Raw genomic sequence first — 15,718 nt, 5'->3', positions numbered from 1 at the left:
TCGGAGGGGGGGCGGCAGGGGGCGCGTACGGGTCGTGCCCGGCGGCGATGAGATCCTCGGCCATGGGGCGGAGCATCACCGGCAGGCCGCGGACCGGGGTGCCGTCGACGTCGTAGATAACGTGAGGGTGCGGGTCGGGAACCGCGACGACGGCGGGGCTGCAGGAGGTCATGTCTATCCTCAGGGTCGGGCAGAGACGGTAAGGGACGGCAGGTGACGGAGTGCGAGGGTAAGGGGAGGTCGAGAAGGTTGAGGGGGCTGTACGGCCCGCCCTGGACGTCGGCTCGGGAGTAGGTTCCGAGGTGCTGGTGCGAGGGTCGGTAGATACGTCCTGCGAGGGCCAGGAGATGGCGAGGACGGCAGGTGCGAGGATCCGGGTAGAGGTGCGCGGGTCCGGGTAGGAGACCGCGACCGAGGCCAGCGGTTCATCCTGAGAGGGTGCGGGTGCGAGGGTCCGGGTAGAGACCGGGGGCACGGACACGGTCTCCCCGCAAGGGCTGGAGACCTCCACCACGCCCGGGTCCCGAGGTTCCACGGACGACGCCCGCAGGGGCTCCGCCCCCGGCAGGCCCGCCTCCGCCCCCGCACAGTGTAGGCGAGCGACGGAGTAAACCGTTGAACCCGAAACAGAAAGTCTGTCGCGGGTGCGGTCGAGAACCTCACCCATCACGCCCTCGACGAACCCCTTGTGCTGGGCCGGGACGGAGAAGCTATCGTGCACCGGCAAGCACGGGATGCTCGCCTTCGCGCAGGCGTCCATGACCTGCCCGGCCATATCGGCGTCGATACGCATGAGCCTCACGCCCGCGTCGCTGTTGAACAGGTGCCGGATGGGCTCGTGCCGCTCCTCGATGCGCGCCATGACCGCCCTCGTCTTGTCCCAGGTCATCGAGAGCGGCCACTTGCGTTTGCCGTCCTTCCCGCGCTCGAACCGCTTCTGCATAAGGCTCCGGGTGGTCGCCAGGGGGGCCCCGGAGTTCAGGGAGGTGTTCACCGCACCCTTCAGTTGGTTCCGGCTGACGCCCTCGGTCCCCGGCACCCCGTAGGCGTCACCGTCGAGGCGCAGGCCGCACATCGCGTAGGCGAGGTCCAGATGGAGGCAGCTCCAATCCGGCTCTTCCTCGCAGACGGGCTCCCCGTTCAGGAGGAGCTCGGACCGACGCACGCCGGGCAGGCCGGTCCAAAAGCCATACATGCGCCCGTGCAGGTCGAATGAACGCCGGGCGAACATCTGAACCATGTAGGCGTGCTCCTCGCCCCTGACGCACGTCCACTCGCCCGCGTCGGTGAGCGCCCACCAGTGATGGTTTGAGAACCGCCAACGCCCCTGCGCCACGGCCTTCGGGTTGACGCTCACATGGATGCCGGCACGTTCCTCGTTGCGGCGCTCCATGGTGCGGATGATGCGCTGGACCTTCTGCGTCTTCGGCAGGGCCACCGGGTCACCGTTCTCGTCCCGGAGCAGCACGGGCACGCGCGGGCGCCGGTGCTCGACGGCCTCGCCGCTCATGGCCTGCACGAGGGACTCGGTCGCCCAAAAGGCCGACTGCAGCCGGTCGGCCTTTTCCTCGGCAAGGTGGGCGCCGGGCTTGGCCCTGAAGCTGGCGAGCAGCCCCATGTCGGTCAGCGTGTCGACCGTGCCGAGGACGCGGGTGCGTCCGAATGGGGTGTCCTCGTAGCGGTCGAGCTTCCACCACTCGCCCGAGCGCGAATACGAGATGCGGCCGCCGCCGCCATCGTGCCGGACGAGAGCCTGGCCGACAATGGCGCGCTGGACGGCGCGGTCGTCGCGCGTTCGACCGAAGGGGATGCCAAGGCGCGTCAAGGCGCTCTCCGGCACGTGATGGGAGAAGGAAAGGGGAGCGTCATCCCCTTGGCTGAAACGCATGTGCTGGACCCGTTGACCCGGTCTCGCGGCTCGACGGGGCACCACACCCGACGCGCGAACCTCAGCAATGTCCGCGCGTCGCAAGCATTTGAGAAGCCCGGGCAATCGGGCTCGGCTGGCGGGTCCGCAGACCACTCCTCGCAGGAGGCGAGAAAACGGGGGCTACGCCGGCTCGTGGATGCGGACGGGTCGCCTATCGGAAAATAAAAATCCCCCCACCAGGCGAGCCTCCCTGGGCGCGTCGGATGGCTGTTCCGTGCTGAAAAATTGCTCGGGGCGATGCGGCCACCAGGAAAGGCCTTGCAATCCTGCCGGCCAGCGCGTCGCGACCGGCTTCGGCGTGTCCGGCGGCCGCGTAGCCTGGAACGGGGCGCGCATGGCCGGGCAAGCTGCCGGGCATGAGCGCCACCTTCCGCGTCCAACTCGCCACCGACGTCGCGCCGAACATCGAGGCTTGGCGCGACCGCTTCGTCTTGACCGTCGGCATCGCCAAGTATTGGCGCGCCGCCGGCTGGGCGCTCGACGAGACGGCCAAGCACGCCGTTGTCGAGATCCGGAAGCAGTTCGACAAGCACCTGCGCCGCAACTCCCAGTGGACGCAGTCGGCCGTCAAGTACACGCGCTCCGGCGTGGTCGGCCTGAACCAGATCGAGTGAAACCAGGCAGGCGAAGGCGTCTGGGCCAGCGTCCACGTCATGCCGAAGCAGAGCGTGTACCTGAAGTACCTGTTTGGGATCGGCGACAACACCCGCCTGCCGGGCGATGTCGACCTCGCCCAGCGCCACATCCTCATCACTTGGTGGGACAACATCAAGCTGACGCAGGGCGTGAGCCCGACGTCCCATGGTGGGGTGCCGACGGGATTCCTCGTACGCCTCGCCCGTGAGGCCCCGGGCAAGAAGGCGCCGAAGCGCAGCGGCACCGCGTCAAGGTGGGGCGTCTATTTCGGCGAGATCACCTTGCATGGCCAGCGTTGCCTCGCCTACGTCGCCCGGCCGCCGCGCGTCGCCACCGGCGAGAGCATGTACGTCCCCGGGCGCAAGGGGGCATGCGCCTCGTCGACGACCTTCGGGTCGCAGCGCGTTGCGCCCATCCGGCCCTAGCCTCCCGGGACGGGGCTGAACGCTTCGGGAACCTGTTCGCAGAAGAAGTCGCGATGATCCGGGTCGAACATCAGGTTGAGGTTCTGCCGGGTCTCGTCCAGCGTCGCGAAGGTCCTGCGCGGGGTCCGGAATGAGCTGCGCCGCTTCCCCCGGTACCGAGGACGGCCTCAGCGACTTACGAACCCGATGTCAGCGGCGACCGCCTTGAGCCGGTCGGGCTCGCGCTCCTTCCGCTCGGAATAGCGGTCGACGAGGTAGTCGGCCCGCCCCCGGGTCAGGAGCGTGAACTTCATCATCTCCTCGCAGACGTCCACGACCCGGTCGTAGAGCGGTCCCGGCTTCATGCGGCCGGCATCGTCGAACTCCTTGTAGGCCATCGGCACCGACGACTGGTTCGGGATAGTCACCATCCGCATCCAGCGCCCGAGAACACGCAGGGCGTTCACGGCATTGAAGCTCTGCGATCCGCCCGAGACCTGCATCACCGCCAGCGTCCGCCCCTGCGTCGGTCGCACCGAGCCCTCGCTGAGCGGCAGCCAATCGACCTGGGCCTTCATCACCCCGGTCATGTTGCCGTGCCGCTCCGGGCTGACCCAGACCTGCCCCTCCGACCAGATCGAGAGCTGCCGTAGCTCCTGCACCTTCGGATGGTCGGCGGTGCTGTCGTCCGGCAGCGGAAGGCCGTGTGCGTCGTAGATGCGGACCTCGCCGCCCATCGCCTCAAGGAGCCGGGCCGCCTCGTAGGCCAGGAAACGGCTGAACGAGCGCTCGCGGAGCGACCCGTAGAGGATCAGGAAGCGGGGTGCGTGGTCGAGCGGCGTCGACGCTTGCACCCGCTCCGCGGTCGGCGCCTCGAAGTGCGCCTCGCTCAGGTTCGGCATCCCGTCGGAGAACGGCTGCTGGGGCTTGTCCAAGGCGTTTCGTTCCTCTACGTTTCAACAGAAGTTGATATGTAGGTCATTCGATGGACGAACGGCAAGCCCTCGCCGCCTTCGCGGCGCTCGGACAGGAGCATCGCCTCCGGGTCGTGCGCGCCCTGGTCACCGCCGGCCCCGACGGCCTCGCCGCCGGCGTGCTCGCCGAGGCCGTCAACGTCGCCGGCAACAACCTGTCCTTCCACCTCAAGGAACTCAGCCACGCCGGGCTGATCACGTCCCGGCGCGAGGGCAAGTCGGTCATCTACAGCGCCGCCTACGCCGGCCTGTCGGACCTCGTCCAGTTCCTCATGCGCGACTGCTGCCAGGGCCACCCCGAGGTGTGCAACCCGGCCGTGGCCGCGCTCGCCGCCTGCGACTGCACCACCGGGGAGACCCTCCATGCCTGAGCCCGCCTACAACGTCCTGTTCCTCTGCACCGGCAACTCCGCCCGCTCGATCCTGGCCGAGGCCATGCTCAACAAGGAGGGAGGCGGCCGCTTCCGCGCCTTCTCGGCCGGCAGCCAGCCCAAGGGCGAGGCGCACCCCCTGGCGCTGCAGGTCCTGCGCGAGAGCGACTACCCGACCGAGGGGCTGCGCTCGAAGTCCTGGGACGAGTTCGCCGGGCCGGACGCGCCCGTCATGGATTTCGTCTTCACGGTCTGTGACAACGCCGCCGGCGAGGCCTGCCCTTACTGGCCGGGCCAGCCGGTGACGGCCCACTGGGGCATCGAGGACCCCGCAGCGGTCGATGGCTCCGAGATGGAGCGCAAGCGCGCCTTCGTCACCGCGCAACGCTACCTCAGGAACCGGATCGCGGCCTTCGTGGCCCTTCCGCTTTCCAGCCTGGACGGGGTGGCCCTGTCCGCCAAGGTCCGCGAGATCGGCCATCTCGCCGGCGCCACGTCCCCCCGCCCGGAGGTCGCGTGATGGACGTCGTCATCTACCACAACCCGGATTGCGGAACCTCCCGCAATACCCTGGCCCTCATCCGCAACGCCGGCATCGAGCCGCACGTGGTCGAGTACCTGAAGACGCCCCCGAACCGGGCCTTGGTGCGCCAGCTTGCCGGCCGGGCCGGAATCCCGGTCCGCGGTCTCCTGCGCGAGAAGGGGACGCCCTACGCCGAGATGGGCCTCGCCGACCCCGCGCTGACCGACGATCAGCTCCTCGACGCCATCGAGGCCCACCCGATCCTGCTCAACCGCCCGCTGGTGGTGAGCCCCAAGGGCGTCGCCCTGTGCCGTCCCTCGGAGGCCGCGCTGGACCTCCTGCCAGCCCAGCAGGGCGAGTTCGTCAAGGAGGACGGCGAGCGCGTCGTCAACGAGCACGGGCGCCGCGTCGCCACCGCCTGATCCGCCATCCGTCTCCCGCTCCATCAAGAACAAGAAAAGGTGCCGATGCTCGCGCTCGCCATTTTCGTGGTCACCCTCGTCTTCGTCATCTGGCAGCCCAAGGGCTTCGGCATCGGATGGAGCGCCCTGATCGGGGCCGCCGTCGCGCTCGCCACCGGGGTCATCCATCCCGGCGACATCCCGGTGGTCTGGCACATCGTATGGGACGCCACCTTCACCTTCGTCGCCCTCATCATCATCTCGCTGCTCCTCGACGAGGCCGGCTTCTTCCATTGGGCGGCCCTGCACATCGCCCGTTGGGGCAGGGGCCGGGGTCGCCTGCTCTTCCCGCTGGTGATCCTCCTCGGCGCGGCCATCGCGGCGTTCTTCGCCAACGACGGCGCCGCCCTGCTGCTCACCCCCATCGTGCTCGCCATCCTGCTGCGCCTCGACTTCAAGCCGGCGGCCGCCCTGGCGTTCATCGTCGCCTGCGGGTTCGTGGCGGACTCGACCAGCCTGCCGCTGGTCATCTCGAACCTCGTCAACATCGTCTCGGCCAACTTCTTCGAGATTTCATTCAGCCGCTACGCCGCCGTGATGGTGCCGGTGAACCTCGTCTCACTGGCCGCGACCCTGATCGTGCTCTGGCTATTCTACCGCCGCGACCTGCCGGCCACGTATCCGGTCGGCGAGCTGGAGGCCCCACGGCACGCCATCCGCGATCCGCTCGTGTTCCGGGCGGCGTTCCCGCTCCTGGGCCTGCTGCTGGTCGCCTACTTCGTCACCGCGCCGTTCGGCGTGCCGGTCTCTGTCGTGACCTGCGCCGGCGCCGGGGTCATGCTGGCGCTCGCCAACCGCAGCCGCGTCATCCCCATCCGCAAGGTGCTGGCGGGCGCACCTTGGCAGATCGTGCTGTTCAGCCTCGGCATGTACCTCGTGGTCTACGGCCTCAGGAACGCCGGGCTGACCGACTACCTGGCGCAAGGGCTCGTCTGGCTTTCGGGCTTTGGTCCGTTCGTCGCCACCATCGGCACGGGGTTCGCCGCCGCGATCCTATCCTCGGTCATGAACAACATGCCGAGCGTCCTGGTGGGCGCGCTGTCGATCCAGCAGGCGCCCGACCTGTCGCCCCTGATGCGCGAGCTCATGGTCTACGCCAACGTCATCGGTTGCGACCTGGGCCCGAAGTTCACCCCCATCGGCAGCCTGGCGACCCTGCTCTGGCTGCACGTCCTCGACACCAAGGGCCAGCGCATCACCTGGGGTCAGTACATGCGGGTCGGTCTCGTCATCACGCCGCCGGTGCTCCTCGCCACCCTCGCCGCGTTGGCGCTGTGGCTTCCGGCGCTTGGTGTCCGGTAGCGAGCCGATGGCCGCGCGGCCCCGGTGGCAGGTCATCCCGGCCCTCGGCATCGTCCAGATCCTCGCCTGGGGCTCGTCGTTCTACCTGCCGGCGGTGCTCGCCGGCCCCATCGCCGCGGATACCGGCTGGCCGCTGGCCTGGGTGGTCGGAGGCCTGTCCATCGGGCTCCTGGTGGCCGCCTTCGCGTCGCCCCGCGTCGGGCTCGCCATCCACCGTCACGGAGGTCGGCGGGTCCTCACGCTGGCGGCCCTGCTGCTGGCGGCCGGTCTCGCCGTCCTGGGACTTGCGCCGAACCTGCCGGTGTTCCTCGCGGGTTGGCTGGTCATCGGGCTGGGCATGGGTTGCGGCCTCTACGACCCGGCCTTCGCCACGCTCGGGCGGCTCTACGGCGCCGAGGCCCGCCCGGCCATCACCACGCTGACATTGTGGGGAGGGTTCGCGAGCACGGTGTGCTGGCCGCTGTCGGCCTTCCTTGTCGAGCAGGTCGGCTGGCGAGGCACGTGCCTCGCCTATGCCAGCCTACACCTCGCCTTGACCTTGCCGCTGGTAATCGGCCTGATCCCCAGGGCCCAAGCCTTGGAGGATGACGGGAATCGGGGGCACAGGGACGATGCGCCACTCTCGCCCCGGGAACGGCGCGCCTTCCAGCTGATGGCGGGCATGCTGGCACTGGGCGGCACCGTCATGACGCTGGTCTCGGTGCACCTAATCGCGCTGCTTCAGGCCCGTGGTGTCGCGCTTGCCGCCGCCGTGTCGTACGGCGCCTTGATCGGGCCAGCCCAGGTCGCAGCCCGCGTTGTCGAGATGGCTAACAAGGGCCGGCACCACCCGCTCTGGACACTGACCGTGGCCATGGTCTTGGTGGCGCTCGGGTTGGCTGTCCTAGCCGCGGGCGTCCCTGTGGTCGGCATCGCCCTCGTGCTCTACGGTGCGGGCAACGGGATCTACTCCATCGCCCGGGGCACCGTGCCGTTGGCCCTGTTCGGTCCGGCCCGCTACCCGGTCCTGGTGGGCCGCCTCGCCCGGCCGGGCCTGGTCGCGCAAGCCCTTGCTCCCTCGCTCGGCGCCGTCGCGCTCACTTACGGCGGAGCCGATGCCGCGTACGGCCTGCTCGTGATGCTCGCCTTGGCGAACGTCGTGTTGGCCGGGGCGCTCTGGACGGTCCGGTAGCGAGCGACCCGCGCGCATTATCCTGCGCCCGATTTTTTCAGACGGCGCATGAACCAGGTGCCAGGGTCGCGCGACCAACGGATATCGGGGCCGCACCGAGCGGGCCGAACCATCCGAAGGAGTACCGCCATGACCCGGACCAAGATCATCGCCGCCCTGTGCACCATCGGCTTGGGCCTCGCGGCCGGATCCGCCGAGGCGAAACCCTTCCACGGGCATGGCCACAGCCATGGCTTCGGTCACGGGGGCGTCGTCCTCGGCACCGCCGTCGCCGCCACGTCGGAGGAGACGTACGAGTGCGTCGTGAAGGTCCGGCGGACCTACGACGATTTCGGCAACGTCTACGTTCGGCGGGTCCGTGTCTGCGATTGAGGCTGGATGTTCGCCGCCGGGACTTCGCGGCCCGGATGATCCGGGCCGCGTGGACTGAGTTTGGCCGCTCATCTACAGTCACGGCGCCGCGCGCCGGCTGAGGCGGGCGGTCGCGGGAGCACGTGCTGCGATGCGGAGTGCCTTCGTTCGGTCGATGGGTGGGTGGCCTTGCCGCGTCCTGATCGCGGCGGTGCTCCTCTTCCCCGGTTGCCTCGCCGTCCAGGCGCAGATGCGCGGCCCGGCCGGATCCGGTTCGGGAGGCCCCTACGGCGGTTACGGCGGGGGCGGCTATCGCGGCGGCCCAATGATCGGCTTGCCGGGCTTGATCGGCGTCATACCCCGTCTGATCCCACCCCAGCGCCAGAGGGCGGAAGAGGCCGAGGACGAGGAGCCGCCGCCCCGGCGGCCGGTGCGCCAGCCCGAGTACGAGGACGAGCCTCCGGCATACCGGCCGAGGCCGCGCCCCCAACCGCAAATCCCGGTGCCCGTCCACCGGGCGGAGCCCACCCCGGCCCCGCGCCCTCGGCACGCGGCACCTGTTCGCGAAACCCCACCCAGGGTCGTGCAACGGCCTGAGCGGCCCAAGCCCGTCGCGGCGCCGGTCGCCAAGCCGCAGCCCCCGAAACCGGCGCTCGCCAAGGCAACGCCTCCCCCGCGACGGCAGCTGCCCGCTCCCGCATCGGTCCCGGCCGCCGGCCCGCTCGGCCCCGCCGAGCCGGGCGAGGTTCCAGGCGAGGTCCTGTTCGCCCTGAAGGCGGACGCGCCCGCGGGAAGCTTGCCCGAGATCCTGCGCCGCGAGCGTCTCGGCTTGGTCTCGACGGACACCTTCACCCTGGTGCCGGTGACCCTGCACCGCGCCCGCTTCAAGGACCGCAGGTCCGTCGCGGAGGTGGTCGCCGCCCTGGCGCGCGACCCACGCGTCGCCTCGGCGCAGGCGAACCATGTCTACGGCCTCGTCGGCCAAGCCGTGCCCGCCCTTTCCGGCGCCCAGTACGTCGTGGGCAAGCTCCGCCTGAAGGAGGCGCACGCAGCGGCCACGGGCAAGGACGTGACGGTCGCAGTCATCGATTCCGAGCCAGACGGCACCCACCCTGCGCTCCGTGACGCCGTGTCCGAGCGCCACGACGCCCTCGACGGGAGCAAGCCGGCGGCGCACCCACACGGCACCGCCATCGCCGGCATCGTTGGGGCCCGCGCGCAGCTCGCCAGCGCCGCACCCGAGGCGCGCCTCCTCGCGGTGCGCGCCTTCTCGGGCGAGACCCGAGCCGGGGCGCAAGGCACCACGCTCCACGTCCTGCGGGGCCTGGACTGGTCCGAGAGGAAGGGCGCGCGCGTGGTCAACATGAGCTTCGCCGGTCCCTGGGACGCGGCGCTCTCCGAGTTCCTCGCCGCCGGGACCGGGCGCGGCGTCGTCTACGTGGCCGCCGGCGGCAACGCCGGTCCGGCGTCCCCGCCGCTGTTCCCGGCCGCCGACCCGAACGTCATCGCGGTGACCGCGACGGACGCGGAGGACAGGCTGTTCCCGGCCGCCAACCGCGGCTCGCATCTCTGCGTCGCCGCGCCGGGCGTCGACATCCTCGTGGCTGCCCCGAACGGGGGGTACGGGCTTCTCTCGGGCACCTCGATGGCGGCCGCCCAGGTTAGCGGCGTCGTCGCCCTGATGCTGCAGGCGAAGCCCGGCTTGAAGCCCGCCGAGGTGCGCGCCGCCCTGACGCATAGCGCCCGCGACCTCGGACCGCCGGGGCCGGACCGGGAGTTCGGCGCGGGCTTCGCCGATGCGGAGGGCGCGGTCCACGCCCTGACGGCGCCGGTGGCGGAGACGCAGCAGACCCCGTCCGCGCCGGGCATGAGCGCGACGCCGGTCAGCGCGGCCGCGCCGGCGCAACCGTGATGCCGGGAGCGAACCGCGTCGAATTAGGCCCCACATGGAAATTCGTACCCGCCGTTGAACCGTTCGGCTCGTTCGCGCGACCCATGAAGGGGCGCGGATGAGCGCGCCCTCCGACGAGGACCTGATCCGGCGCATCGCCGGTGGCGACCGCTCGGCGATGCAGGGCCTCTACGCCCGGCACTCGGCCGCCGTGTTCCGCTTCCTCGTCCGCATGGTGCGCGATACGAGCAGGGCGGAGGACCTGATGAGCGACGTTTTCTTCGATGTCTGGCAGCAGGCCGGCCGCTTCGAGGGTCGGTCCAGCGTCACGACCTGGATGCTGACCATCGCCCGCTTCAAGGCGCTCTCCACCCTGCGGCGGCGTCCGCACGAACCGCTGGAGCCGGAGATGGCCGAGGCGGTCGAGGACGAGGCCGACACGCCGGAGGTCACCCTGCAGAAGGCGAGCAAGGCGGAGGCCATGCGGCGCTGCCTCGACCTCCTCTCGGTCGAGCACCGCACCGTGATCGACCTCGTCTACTACCACGAGCTCGGCGTCGAAGAGGTGGCGCAGGTCCTCGACATCCCGGCGGGCACCGTGAAGACCCGCCTGTTCCATGCCCGCAAGCGCCTGTCGGACCTGCTCTTGAAGGCCGGCATCGACCGGGGATGGCCGTGAGGAGGCTGCGATGACCACGACCGACCCCGGGCGCGACGAGGACGACCTCCTGCCCTGGCACGCAACCGGGCGCCTCGATCCCGCGGCCGGGACCCGGATCGAGGCGGCGCTCGCCCGCGACCCGGAGCTCGCCCGCCGTCTCGACCTGGTCCGGGCCGAGCGGGATGAGACGGTCGCCGTCAACGAAGCCCTCGGCGCACCGTCCTCGAAGGCGCGGGACGACCTGTTCGCGCGCATAGACGCCGACCTCGCCGCGCGGGAGCGTGGGCCGCGCGGTTGGCTCCGGCGCATGGGCGAGGCGCTGGCCGCCCTGTCGCCGCCGATGTTGGCGGGCTCGGCCATCGCCGCGTGCGCCCTGCTCCTGCTTCAGGCGGGGCTGTTGACGGGCGCGTGGCTGCGTGGCCCGGCGGCGACCTACGAGACGGCCTCGCATGGCGGGGGCGGCCCCACTGCCGGCGGCACCTTCCTCCTCGTCGCCTTCGCGCCGACGGCCACGGCGGCTCAGATCACGGAGGCTCTCGGGGAGACCGGCCTGTCCGTCGTGGACGGTCCCCGAGCCGGAGGCATCTATCGCCTGCGCCTCTCGGCTGGGGCCGAGGGCCGAGTTCCGACGAGCGTCGTCCTCGACCAGCTGCGCGCGAAGCCCGGCTTGGTCGTGCTCGCAGTGCCCGAGACGGTGCCGGCCCGCTGACGGAGGGGAGTTGAGATGCGCGGTCCCCTGATGCTCGCCCTCCTGGCGCTCGCCGGCCCGGCCCAGGCACAGTCCATGCGCGGCGTGCCCCTCGCGGACGAGGGCTGGTGGGTGGTGCTCGGCTCCTTCGGGAACAACGGCGGCTTGGGCAGCCGGGCCGCGGATGCGGCCGTCGCCAGGACGCGGCGGCAGGCGCAATCCTGCGGGGAAAGCCCCTTCAACGACGTCTCGGACAAGTTCTCGGGATTCGCGTCGGGCTTCGACGTCTCCGTGCTCGGCGCCTACCCGACCCGGGCGCGGGCCGAGGCCGCTCTGTCGCGGATAGGCCCGTGCGGGCCGGGCGCCTATATCCGGCGGTCGCGATACGCCGGCGAGTGAAGGCCGGCTCCCGACCGAAGCCAGGGGTGCATGCGTCGCTTTCCGCCCGAACGGATCGTCTGCCTGACGGAGGAGACGGTCGAGACCCTGTACCTTCTCGGCGAGCAGGGGCGCATCGTGGGCGTCTCGGGCTACGCCGTACGTCCACCGCAGGTCCGGCGCGAGAAGCCGCGAATCTCGGCCTTCACCAGCGCCGACATCCCGAAGATCCTCGCGCTCGACCCCGATCTCGTCCTCGCCTTTTCGGACCTGCAGGCCGGCATCGTCGCGGACCTCGTCCGGGCGGGCATGGCCGTGCACGCCTTCAACCACCGTGACGTCGCCGGAATCCTCGCGATGATCCGCACGGTCGGCGCCCTTGTCGGCGCGAGCGGGCAAGCGGAGGCCCTGGCGCGGGGCTACGAGGAACGGCTTGCCCGGGTCGCGGCGGAGGCGTCGGGTCGCCCGCGACCACGCGTGTACTTCGAGGAGTGGGACGAGCCCCTGATCTCTGGCATCGGTTGGTTATCGGAGCTCGTGCGGATCGCCGGCGGGGACGACGTCTTTGTGGAGCTTGCCCGCCAGCCCGCCGCGAAGGACCGCATCGTCGCGCCCGAGGCGGTGGTCGCCGCGGCCCCCGACGTGATCCTCGCCTCTTGGTGCGGGAAGAAGGTGGTGCCGGCCCGCATCGGCGCACGCCCAGGCTGGGACGCCATCCCGGCGGTGCGGGCGAACCGGATCGTGGAGATTAAGTCGCCGCTGATCCTGCAGCCCGGGCCCGCCGCCCTCACCGACGGGCTCGACGCCATCGTGGCCGCCCTGGACGCAGCTCGCCCCCCCGGAAGGGCGGGTGCGGAGGAGGCTGCCGGCGGACGGCCCTGGCCCCTGAGCGAGAGACACCGCGCGGTCCTGCTCAAGGTACCGGACGACGGCTGGGTCGAAGGCTCACGCATCGACGGTCGCTCCCTCGACGTGCTCCTGCGGCGCGGCTTTATCAGGCGGGTGCACGCCGACCCGTGCGGGCGGGTACGCCTCGACGGTTACCAGAGGACGCCAGCGGCGCGGGCCGCCCTCTTCCCCGGTGGGCAGATCCCTGCCTGAGCCGCACCTACGGCCTGGCGACGCGACGGCACCACTCAGGGCAGCCCTCGTCGTCGACGCGCTCACGAAGACGACGCACCCACCCGGACCCGCTCAAGGGTCGGAGTGGATGCATAAGAGGGAGCGGGGCGCCGGGCCTTGCGAGGCACCTTGCGCCCCGGCGTCGATGGATCGTGCCGTGCACGCCGGACAGGGTCGTCCCCGGGGCGGTCAGTGGCAGACCCGGCGCACCACGACGTCGCCGAAGTCGTCGACCCACCGGCGGGTGTGGCAGTGGCCGCCGTAGTAGACCGTGGCATGGCCCCAGGAGCCGAAGTGGCCGTGTCCATGCCCCCAGTGGCCGTGCCCGTGCCCGTGCCCGAAGTGGCCGTGACCGTGCCCGTGACCATGGCCGTGGGCGGATGCCGCCGTCGCGCCGAAGGCGCCGAGGGCCGCAACGACGAGGAGCGGGAAGAGTTTGCGGGAACCGAACATGTTGACCTCCTTAAGTTGAGGACCGGTATGCGGCCCTAACCTTCGTTGGTCGCGCGAGGCGTCGGGGCGGTTCATGGCTTTCGCGAAAAACTTTTCTCTGCCTCGGCTCTTCTCCCTCGCCTCGGGCGGGCGGCGACCGGCGTTAGCCCGGGAAGGGCCCGCTTCGGGCCAATCGGGAGACCAGGCCATGAACCAAGCCAGCACGCCTGTCCGGCCCGGCGTCGTGGCGCGTCTTGGCGGAAGGGAGATCGGGCTCGTCGCGACCCTGTTCTGCGTCGCCGCCCTGATCCTCGGGTTCGGCCTCCTCGCCGGCGAGGTGATGGAAGGCGACACCATGGGTTTCGACAACCGGGTCGCTCGCTTCTTCCGCCCTCTCGGCGCGAGTGAACCGATAGGACCCGACTGGGTGCACGAGATGGTCCGCGACGTGACCTCGCTGGGCAGCATGGTCGTCCTGTGCTTCCTGCTGGCGGCCGTGGTCGGGTACCTGCTCCTGGTCCGCAAGCAGGGGGCCGCCCTCCTGGTGGTGGGCTCGATCCTGGGCGGGACGGTCATCAGCTTCGGGTTGAAGCTGCTCTTCAACCGTCCCCGTCCCGAGATCCCCGGCGGCATCCAGGTGTTCACCGCCAGCTTCCCCAGCAGCCACGCCATGCTCTCGGCGGTGACCTACCTGACGCTCGGGGCCCTCATGACCCGAGTTGCCGCGGGCGCGAGGCTGAAGGCGTACTTCATGGGCATCGCGGTCTTCCTCACCGTCGTCATCAGGCTGAGCCGGGTCTACGTCGGGGTCCACTACGCGACGGACGTTCTGGCGGGGTGGTGTGTCGGGTCGGCCTGGGCGGCGCTCTGTTGGGTCGTGGCGCTACGCCTCCAACGCCGTGGTCAGGTCGAGCAGCCCGGGACTGCCGGCGTTCCGGACGAGGCGGCCCTTCCAGAGGCGAGCCGCCTCAGGCCGTCACCGTAGGTATTCGCCCTGTATTCATCCAGCCCCAAACGCCGACGAACTTCGGATCGATCCGGGCACCTGCGACGTTTGGGCCCCACAACCTTGCTCATGGAGCCGAACACATGAAGCTTTCCCTCCCCATCCTGGTCGCCGCATCATCGCTGGTCCTGGCTCCCGGCTACGCCCTGGCCCAACACGTCGACGTCGGGCCCGGCGGCGTCTCCGTTCACGGCCACGGGCATGGCCATGGTCATGTCGAGCGGCACGAGCACGTCGAGCGGCACCGTCACCACGGCGACCGTCACGTCGACCGCCACGAGCGCCATGACGGAGGCCACGAGACCGTGACCGTCGAGAAGCACCGCCACTGACTGGCGCTTCCCCCGATGCAGAAAGGGCCGCCCCCCATGGAGCGGCCCTTTCTCATGTCCGGAATAGCGGCCTCAGAAGTGATGGTGATGCCGCCGGTGATGGTGTTGGTGATGGCCCCAGCCGTGATGATGGTGGCGGCGGTAGTGGTGGTGATGGCCCCAGCCGTGGTGGTGGCGATGGCCCCAGCCGTGGTGGTGGCGATGGCCCCAGCCGTGGTGGTGGTGGTGCCGCCGGTGGTGATGGTGCCAGTGCTGGACCGTCTGCACCCTCCCGCCGTCGCCGGCCAGTGCTGAAGCGGGGGCGAGGCCAAGCGGGGCCGCGTTTGCCGCGCCGGACATCGGCAGCAGGTGCAGGAACGCCGCAAATGTCACGGCGGCGACCGCAAGTAGAGTTCGCCTCATCATCACGTCCTCCCGAAATCAGAAACAACGCATGAGACGGGGAAGGTATTCCGCCGCATGATTGACCACAAGCGTATCAAGGCGGCGACATCCCAGGCTGGCGCAATACTCAAGCTCGCTGGCACGGCACTTAGGAGCGCGGCGGCCGTCCCAGATCATCGGACGGGTACTTGTGACCCGCCAGCTCCTCGACCTCGAAGCGGGAGCGGGATCGAGAAGGGGTCCCGCAGGACCCCTTCCGCTCACATGCGGTGATGACGGTGGCCGTGCCGCGTCATGTGCCCGCGATGATGATGGTGGCGCATCATGTGGCTATGGCGATGATGGCGGTGCCGCATATGGTGATGGCCGTGCATGCGCTCCATCCGCACCGACACTATGTACTCGGGGGCGCTCACGGCACCCGGCAGAGCGGGCGCCGCCGAGGCCGAGGTCGCGAGGCCAGCCGCTCCGAGCGTCGCGGCGACGGCGGCCGCGATCAGGGACATCCTCATAGGGTTTCCTCTCGTTCTTGTTCGATGGCCGTGCCGGCGCACCGGTGCTCCAGGGTTCGCCCCTGGGTGCCCGGAACGGCCATGCTGCTCGTACGGTTCCGAAGGCAAGTCACCCCTCCGACAGGCGTAGCCAAGGGAACGTTCATGCCCGGGGCCCGTCAGGTGCGGCGTCGGGGATCCTGCGGTACA

At 70.3% G+C, this 15,718-nt stretch carries 19 protein-coding genes and 1 pseudogene; 16 read left to right on the top strand and 4 right to left on the bottom strand.

Annotated features, from left to right (window positions below):
- On the bottom strand, positions 1–1,825 hold a 1,825-nt coding region (locus ABZT49_RS27160; protein ID WP_355290680.1), incomplete at its 3' end, for a hypothetical protein.
- Between the two features lie 461 nt (positions 1,826–2,286).
- Here ABZT49_RS27160 and ABZT49_RS27155 point away from each other — a divergent pair.
- Positions 2,287–2,544, top strand: a complete 258-nt coding sequence (locus ABZT49_RS27155) for a hypothetical protein (protein ID WP_331297083.1) — start codon at positions 2,287–2,289, stop codon at positions 2,542–2,544.
- Between the two features lie 39 nt (positions 2,545–2,583).
- A complete protein-coding gene (locus tag ABZT49_RS27150) occupies positions 2,584–2,991 on the top strand; it encodes a hypothetical protein (RefSeq protein WP_331297082.1) in 408 nt (135 codons plus the stop codon).
- A 167-nt stretch (positions 2,992–3,158) separates the two neighbouring features.
- On the opposite strand, the gene arsH is transcribed toward ABZT49_RS27150, so the two are convergent.
- Positions 3,159–3,905, bottom strand: a complete 747-nt coding sequence (arsH, locus tag ABZT49_RS27145) for an arsenical resistance protein ArsH (protein ID WP_331297081.1) — start codon at positions 3,903–3,905, stop codon at positions 3,159–3,161.
- 50 nt (positions 3,906–3,955) lie between these two features.
- Between arsH and ABZT49_RS27140 the strand changes: the two genes are divergently transcribed.
- The 11 genes and pseudogenes from ABZT49_RS27140 to ABZT49_RS27090 form a co-directional block, all read left to right on the top strand.
- Positions 3,956–4,315, top strand: a complete 360-nt coding sequence (locus ABZT49_RS27140) for a metalloregulator ArsR/SmtB family transcription factor (RefSeq protein WP_331297080.1) — start codon at positions 3,956–3,958, stop codon at positions 4,313–4,315.
- Positions 4,308–4,835: an arsenate reductase ArsC gene (locus ABZT49_RS27135; protein ID WP_331297079.1), complete on the top strand. Its 528-nt coding sequence runs from the start codon at positions 4,308–4,310 to the stop codon at positions 4,833–4,835. Before ABZT49_RS27140 ends, ABZT49_RS27135 begins: the two co-directional genes overlap by 8 nt.
- Entirely contained in the window at positions 4,835–5,260 is a 426-nt protein-coding gene (arsC, locus tag ABZT49_RS27130) for an arsenate reductase (glutaredoxin) (RefSeq protein ID WP_355290677.1), read from the top strand. The genes ABZT49_RS27135 and arsC overlap by 1 nt, the downstream gene beginning before the upstream one ends.
- A gap of 45 nt (positions 5,261–5,305) precedes the next feature.
- The gene (locus tag ABZT49_RS27125; protein ID WP_331297077.1) at positions 5,306–6,601 is read left to right on the top strand and encodes an arsenic transporter; all 1,296 of its coding nucleotides are present in this window, start codon (positions 5,306–5,308) and stop codon (positions 6,599–6,601) included.
- Between the two features lie 7 nt (positions 6,602–6,608).
- Positions 6,609–7,772 (top strand): MFS transporter, encoded by a 1,164-nt coding sequence (locus ABZT49_RS27120; protein WP_331297076.1) that lies wholly within the window; start codon positions 6,609–6,611, stop codon positions 7,770–7,772.
- A gap of 129 nt (positions 7,773–7,901) precedes the next feature.
- Positions 7,902–8,144 carry a hypothetical protein gene (locus ABZT49_RS27115; protein ID WP_355290674.1) on the top strand — a complete coding sequence of 81 codons (243 nt, stop codon included), beginning with the start codon at positions 7,902–7,904 and terminating at the stop codon, positions 8,142–8,144.
- 562 nt (positions 8,145–8,706) lie between these two features.
- The gene (locus ABZT49_RS27110) at positions 8,707–10,035 is read left to right on the top strand and encodes a S8 family serine peptidase (protein ID WP_331297074.1); all 1,329 of its coding nucleotides are present in this window, start codon (positions 8,707–8,709) and stop codon (positions 10,033–10,035) included.
- Positions 10,036–10,132: 97 nt separating this feature from the next.
- Entirely contained in the window at positions 10,133–10,693 is a 561-nt protein-coding gene (locus tag ABZT49_RS27105; RefSeq protein ID WP_331297073.1) for a sigma-70 family RNA polymerase sigma factor, read from the top strand.
- 10 nt (positions 10,694–10,703) lie between these two features.
- Positions 10,704–11,384 carry a hypothetical protein gene (locus tag ABZT49_RS27100; RefSeq protein ID WP_331297072.1) on the top strand — a complete coding sequence of 227 codons (681 nt, stop codon included), beginning with the start codon at positions 10,704–10,706 and terminating at the stop codon, positions 11,382–11,384.
- Between the two features lie 15 nt (positions 11,385–11,399).
- Positions 11,400–11,762, top strand: coding sequence for an SPOR domain-containing protein (locus tag ABZT49_RS27095; protein WP_355290671.1), 363 nt, complete (start codon positions 11,400–11,402; stop codon positions 11,760–11,762).
- A 30-nt stretch (positions 11,763–11,792) separates the two neighbouring features.
- Positions 11,793–12,569 (top strand): annotated as a pseudogene (locus ABZT49_RS27090) (cobalamin-binding protein); the annotation flags it as partial.
- A gap of 483 nt (positions 12,570–13,052) precedes the next feature.
- Here ABZT49_RS27090 and ABZT49_RS27085 read toward each other — a convergent pair.
- Positions 13,053–13,316 carry a hypothetical protein gene (locus ABZT49_RS27085; RefSeq protein ID WP_355290669.1) on the bottom strand — a complete coding sequence of 88 codons (264 nt, stop codon included), beginning with the start codon at positions 13,314–13,316 and terminating at the stop codon, positions 13,053–13,055.
- A 187-nt stretch (positions 13,317–13,503) separates the two neighbouring features.
- On the opposite strand from ABZT49_RS27085, the gene ABZT49_RS27080 reads away from it, so the two are divergent.
- From ABZT49_RS27080 to ABZT49_RS27070, 3 genes are all read left to right on the top strand, one after another.
- A complete protein-coding gene (locus ABZT49_RS27080; RefSeq protein ID WP_355290667.1) occupies positions 13,504–14,280 on the top strand; it encodes a phosphatase PAP2 family protein in 777 nt (258 codons plus the stop codon).
- A 104-nt stretch (positions 14,281–14,384) separates the two neighbouring features.
- Positions 14,385–14,633, top strand: a complete 249-nt coding sequence (locus ABZT49_RS27075; protein ID WP_355290665.1) for a hypothetical protein — start codon at positions 14,385–14,387, stop codon at positions 14,631–14,633.
- Between the two features lie 54 nt (positions 14,634–14,687).
- Positions 14,688–14,927 (top strand): hypothetical protein, encoded by a 240-nt coding sequence (locus ABZT49_RS27070; RefSeq protein ID WP_355290663.1) that lies wholly within the window; start codon positions 14,688–14,690, stop codon positions 14,925–14,927.
- Positions 14,928–15,277: 350 nt separating this feature from the next.
- Here ABZT49_RS27070 and ABZT49_RS27065 read toward each other — a convergent pair whose 3' ends face one another.
- Positions 15,278–15,523, bottom strand: coding sequence for a hypothetical protein (locus tag ABZT49_RS27065; RefSeq protein WP_331297066.1), 246 nt, complete (start codon positions 15,521–15,523; stop codon positions 15,278–15,280).
- Positions 15,524–15,718 lie beyond the last annotated feature (195 nt).

Source organism: Methylobacterium sp. EM32, assembly GCF_040593685.1.
In the GTDB taxonomy this organism is placed as follows: domain Bacteria; phylum Pseudomonadota; class Alphaproteobacteria; order Rhizobiales; family Beijerinckiaceae; genus Methylobacterium.
This window is presented reverse-complemented; position numbering and strand designations above follow the sequence as displayed.

Bases quoted from the DNA above. Each gene is read 5' to 3' on its own strand.
- ABZT49_RS27155 (WP_331297083.1), top strand. From the start codon at position 2,287: ATGAGCGCCACCTTCCGCGTCCAACTCGCCACCGACGTCGCGCCGAAC.
- ABZT49_RS27150 (WP_331297082.1), top strand. From the start codon at position 2,584: ATGCCGAAGCAGAGCGTGTACCTGAAGTACCTGTTTGGGATCGGCGAC.
- ABZT49_RS27140 (WP_331297080.1), top strand. From the start codon at position 3,956: ATGGACGAACGGCAAGCCCTCGCCGCCTTCGCGGCGCTCGGACAGGAG.
- ABZT49_RS27135 (WP_331297079.1), top strand. From the start codon at position 4,308: ATGCCTGAGCCCGCCTACAACGTCCTGTTCCTCTGCACCGGCAACTCC.
- arsC (WP_355290677.1), top strand. From the start codon at position 4,835: ATGGACGTCGTCATCTACCACAACCCGGATTGCGGAACCTCCCGCAAT.
- ABZT49_RS27125 (WP_331297077.1), top strand. From the start codon at position 5,306: ATGCTCGCGCTCGCCATTTTCGTGGTCACCCTCGTCTTCGTCATCTGG.
- ABZT49_RS27120 (WP_331297076.1), top strand. From the start codon at position 6,609: ATGGCCGCGCGGCCCCGGTGGCAGGTCATCCCGGCCCTCGGCATCGTC.
- ABZT49_RS27115 (WP_355290674.1), top strand. From the start codon at position 7,902: ATGACCCGGACCAAGATCATCGCCGCCCTGTGCACCATCGGCTTGGGC.
- ABZT49_RS27105 (WP_331297073.1), top strand. From the start codon at position 10,133: ATGAGCGCGCCCTCCGACGAGGACCTGATCCGGCGCATCGCCGGTGGC.
- ABZT49_RS27100 (WP_331297072.1), top strand. From the start codon at position 10,704: ATGACCACGACCGACCCCGGGCGCGACGAGGACGACCTCCTGCCCTGG.
- ABZT49_RS27095 (WP_355290671.1), top strand. From the start codon at position 11,400: ATGCGCGGTCCCCTGATGCTCGCCCTCCTGGCGCTCGCCGGCCCGGCC.
- ABZT49_RS27085 (WP_355290669.1), bottom strand. From the start codon at position 13,316: ATGTTCGGTTCCCGCAAACTCTTCCCGCTCCTCGTCGTTGCGGCCCTC.
- ABZT49_RS27080 (WP_355290667.1), top strand. From the start codon at position 13,504: ATGAACCAAGCCAGCACGCCTGTCCGGCCCGGCGTCGTGGCGCGTCTT.
- ABZT49_RS27075 (WP_355290665.1), top strand. From the start codon at position 14,385: ATGAAGCTTTCCCTCCCCATCCTGGTCGCCGCATCATCGCTGGTCCTG.
- ABZT49_RS27070 (WP_355290663.1), top strand. From the start codon at position 14,688: ATGTCCGGAATAGCGGCCTCAGAAGTGATGGTGATGCCGCCGGTGATG.
- ABZT49_RS27065 (WP_331297066.1), bottom strand. From the start codon at position 15,523: ATGTCCCTGATCGCGGCCGCCGTCGCCGCGACGCTCGGAGCGGCTGGC.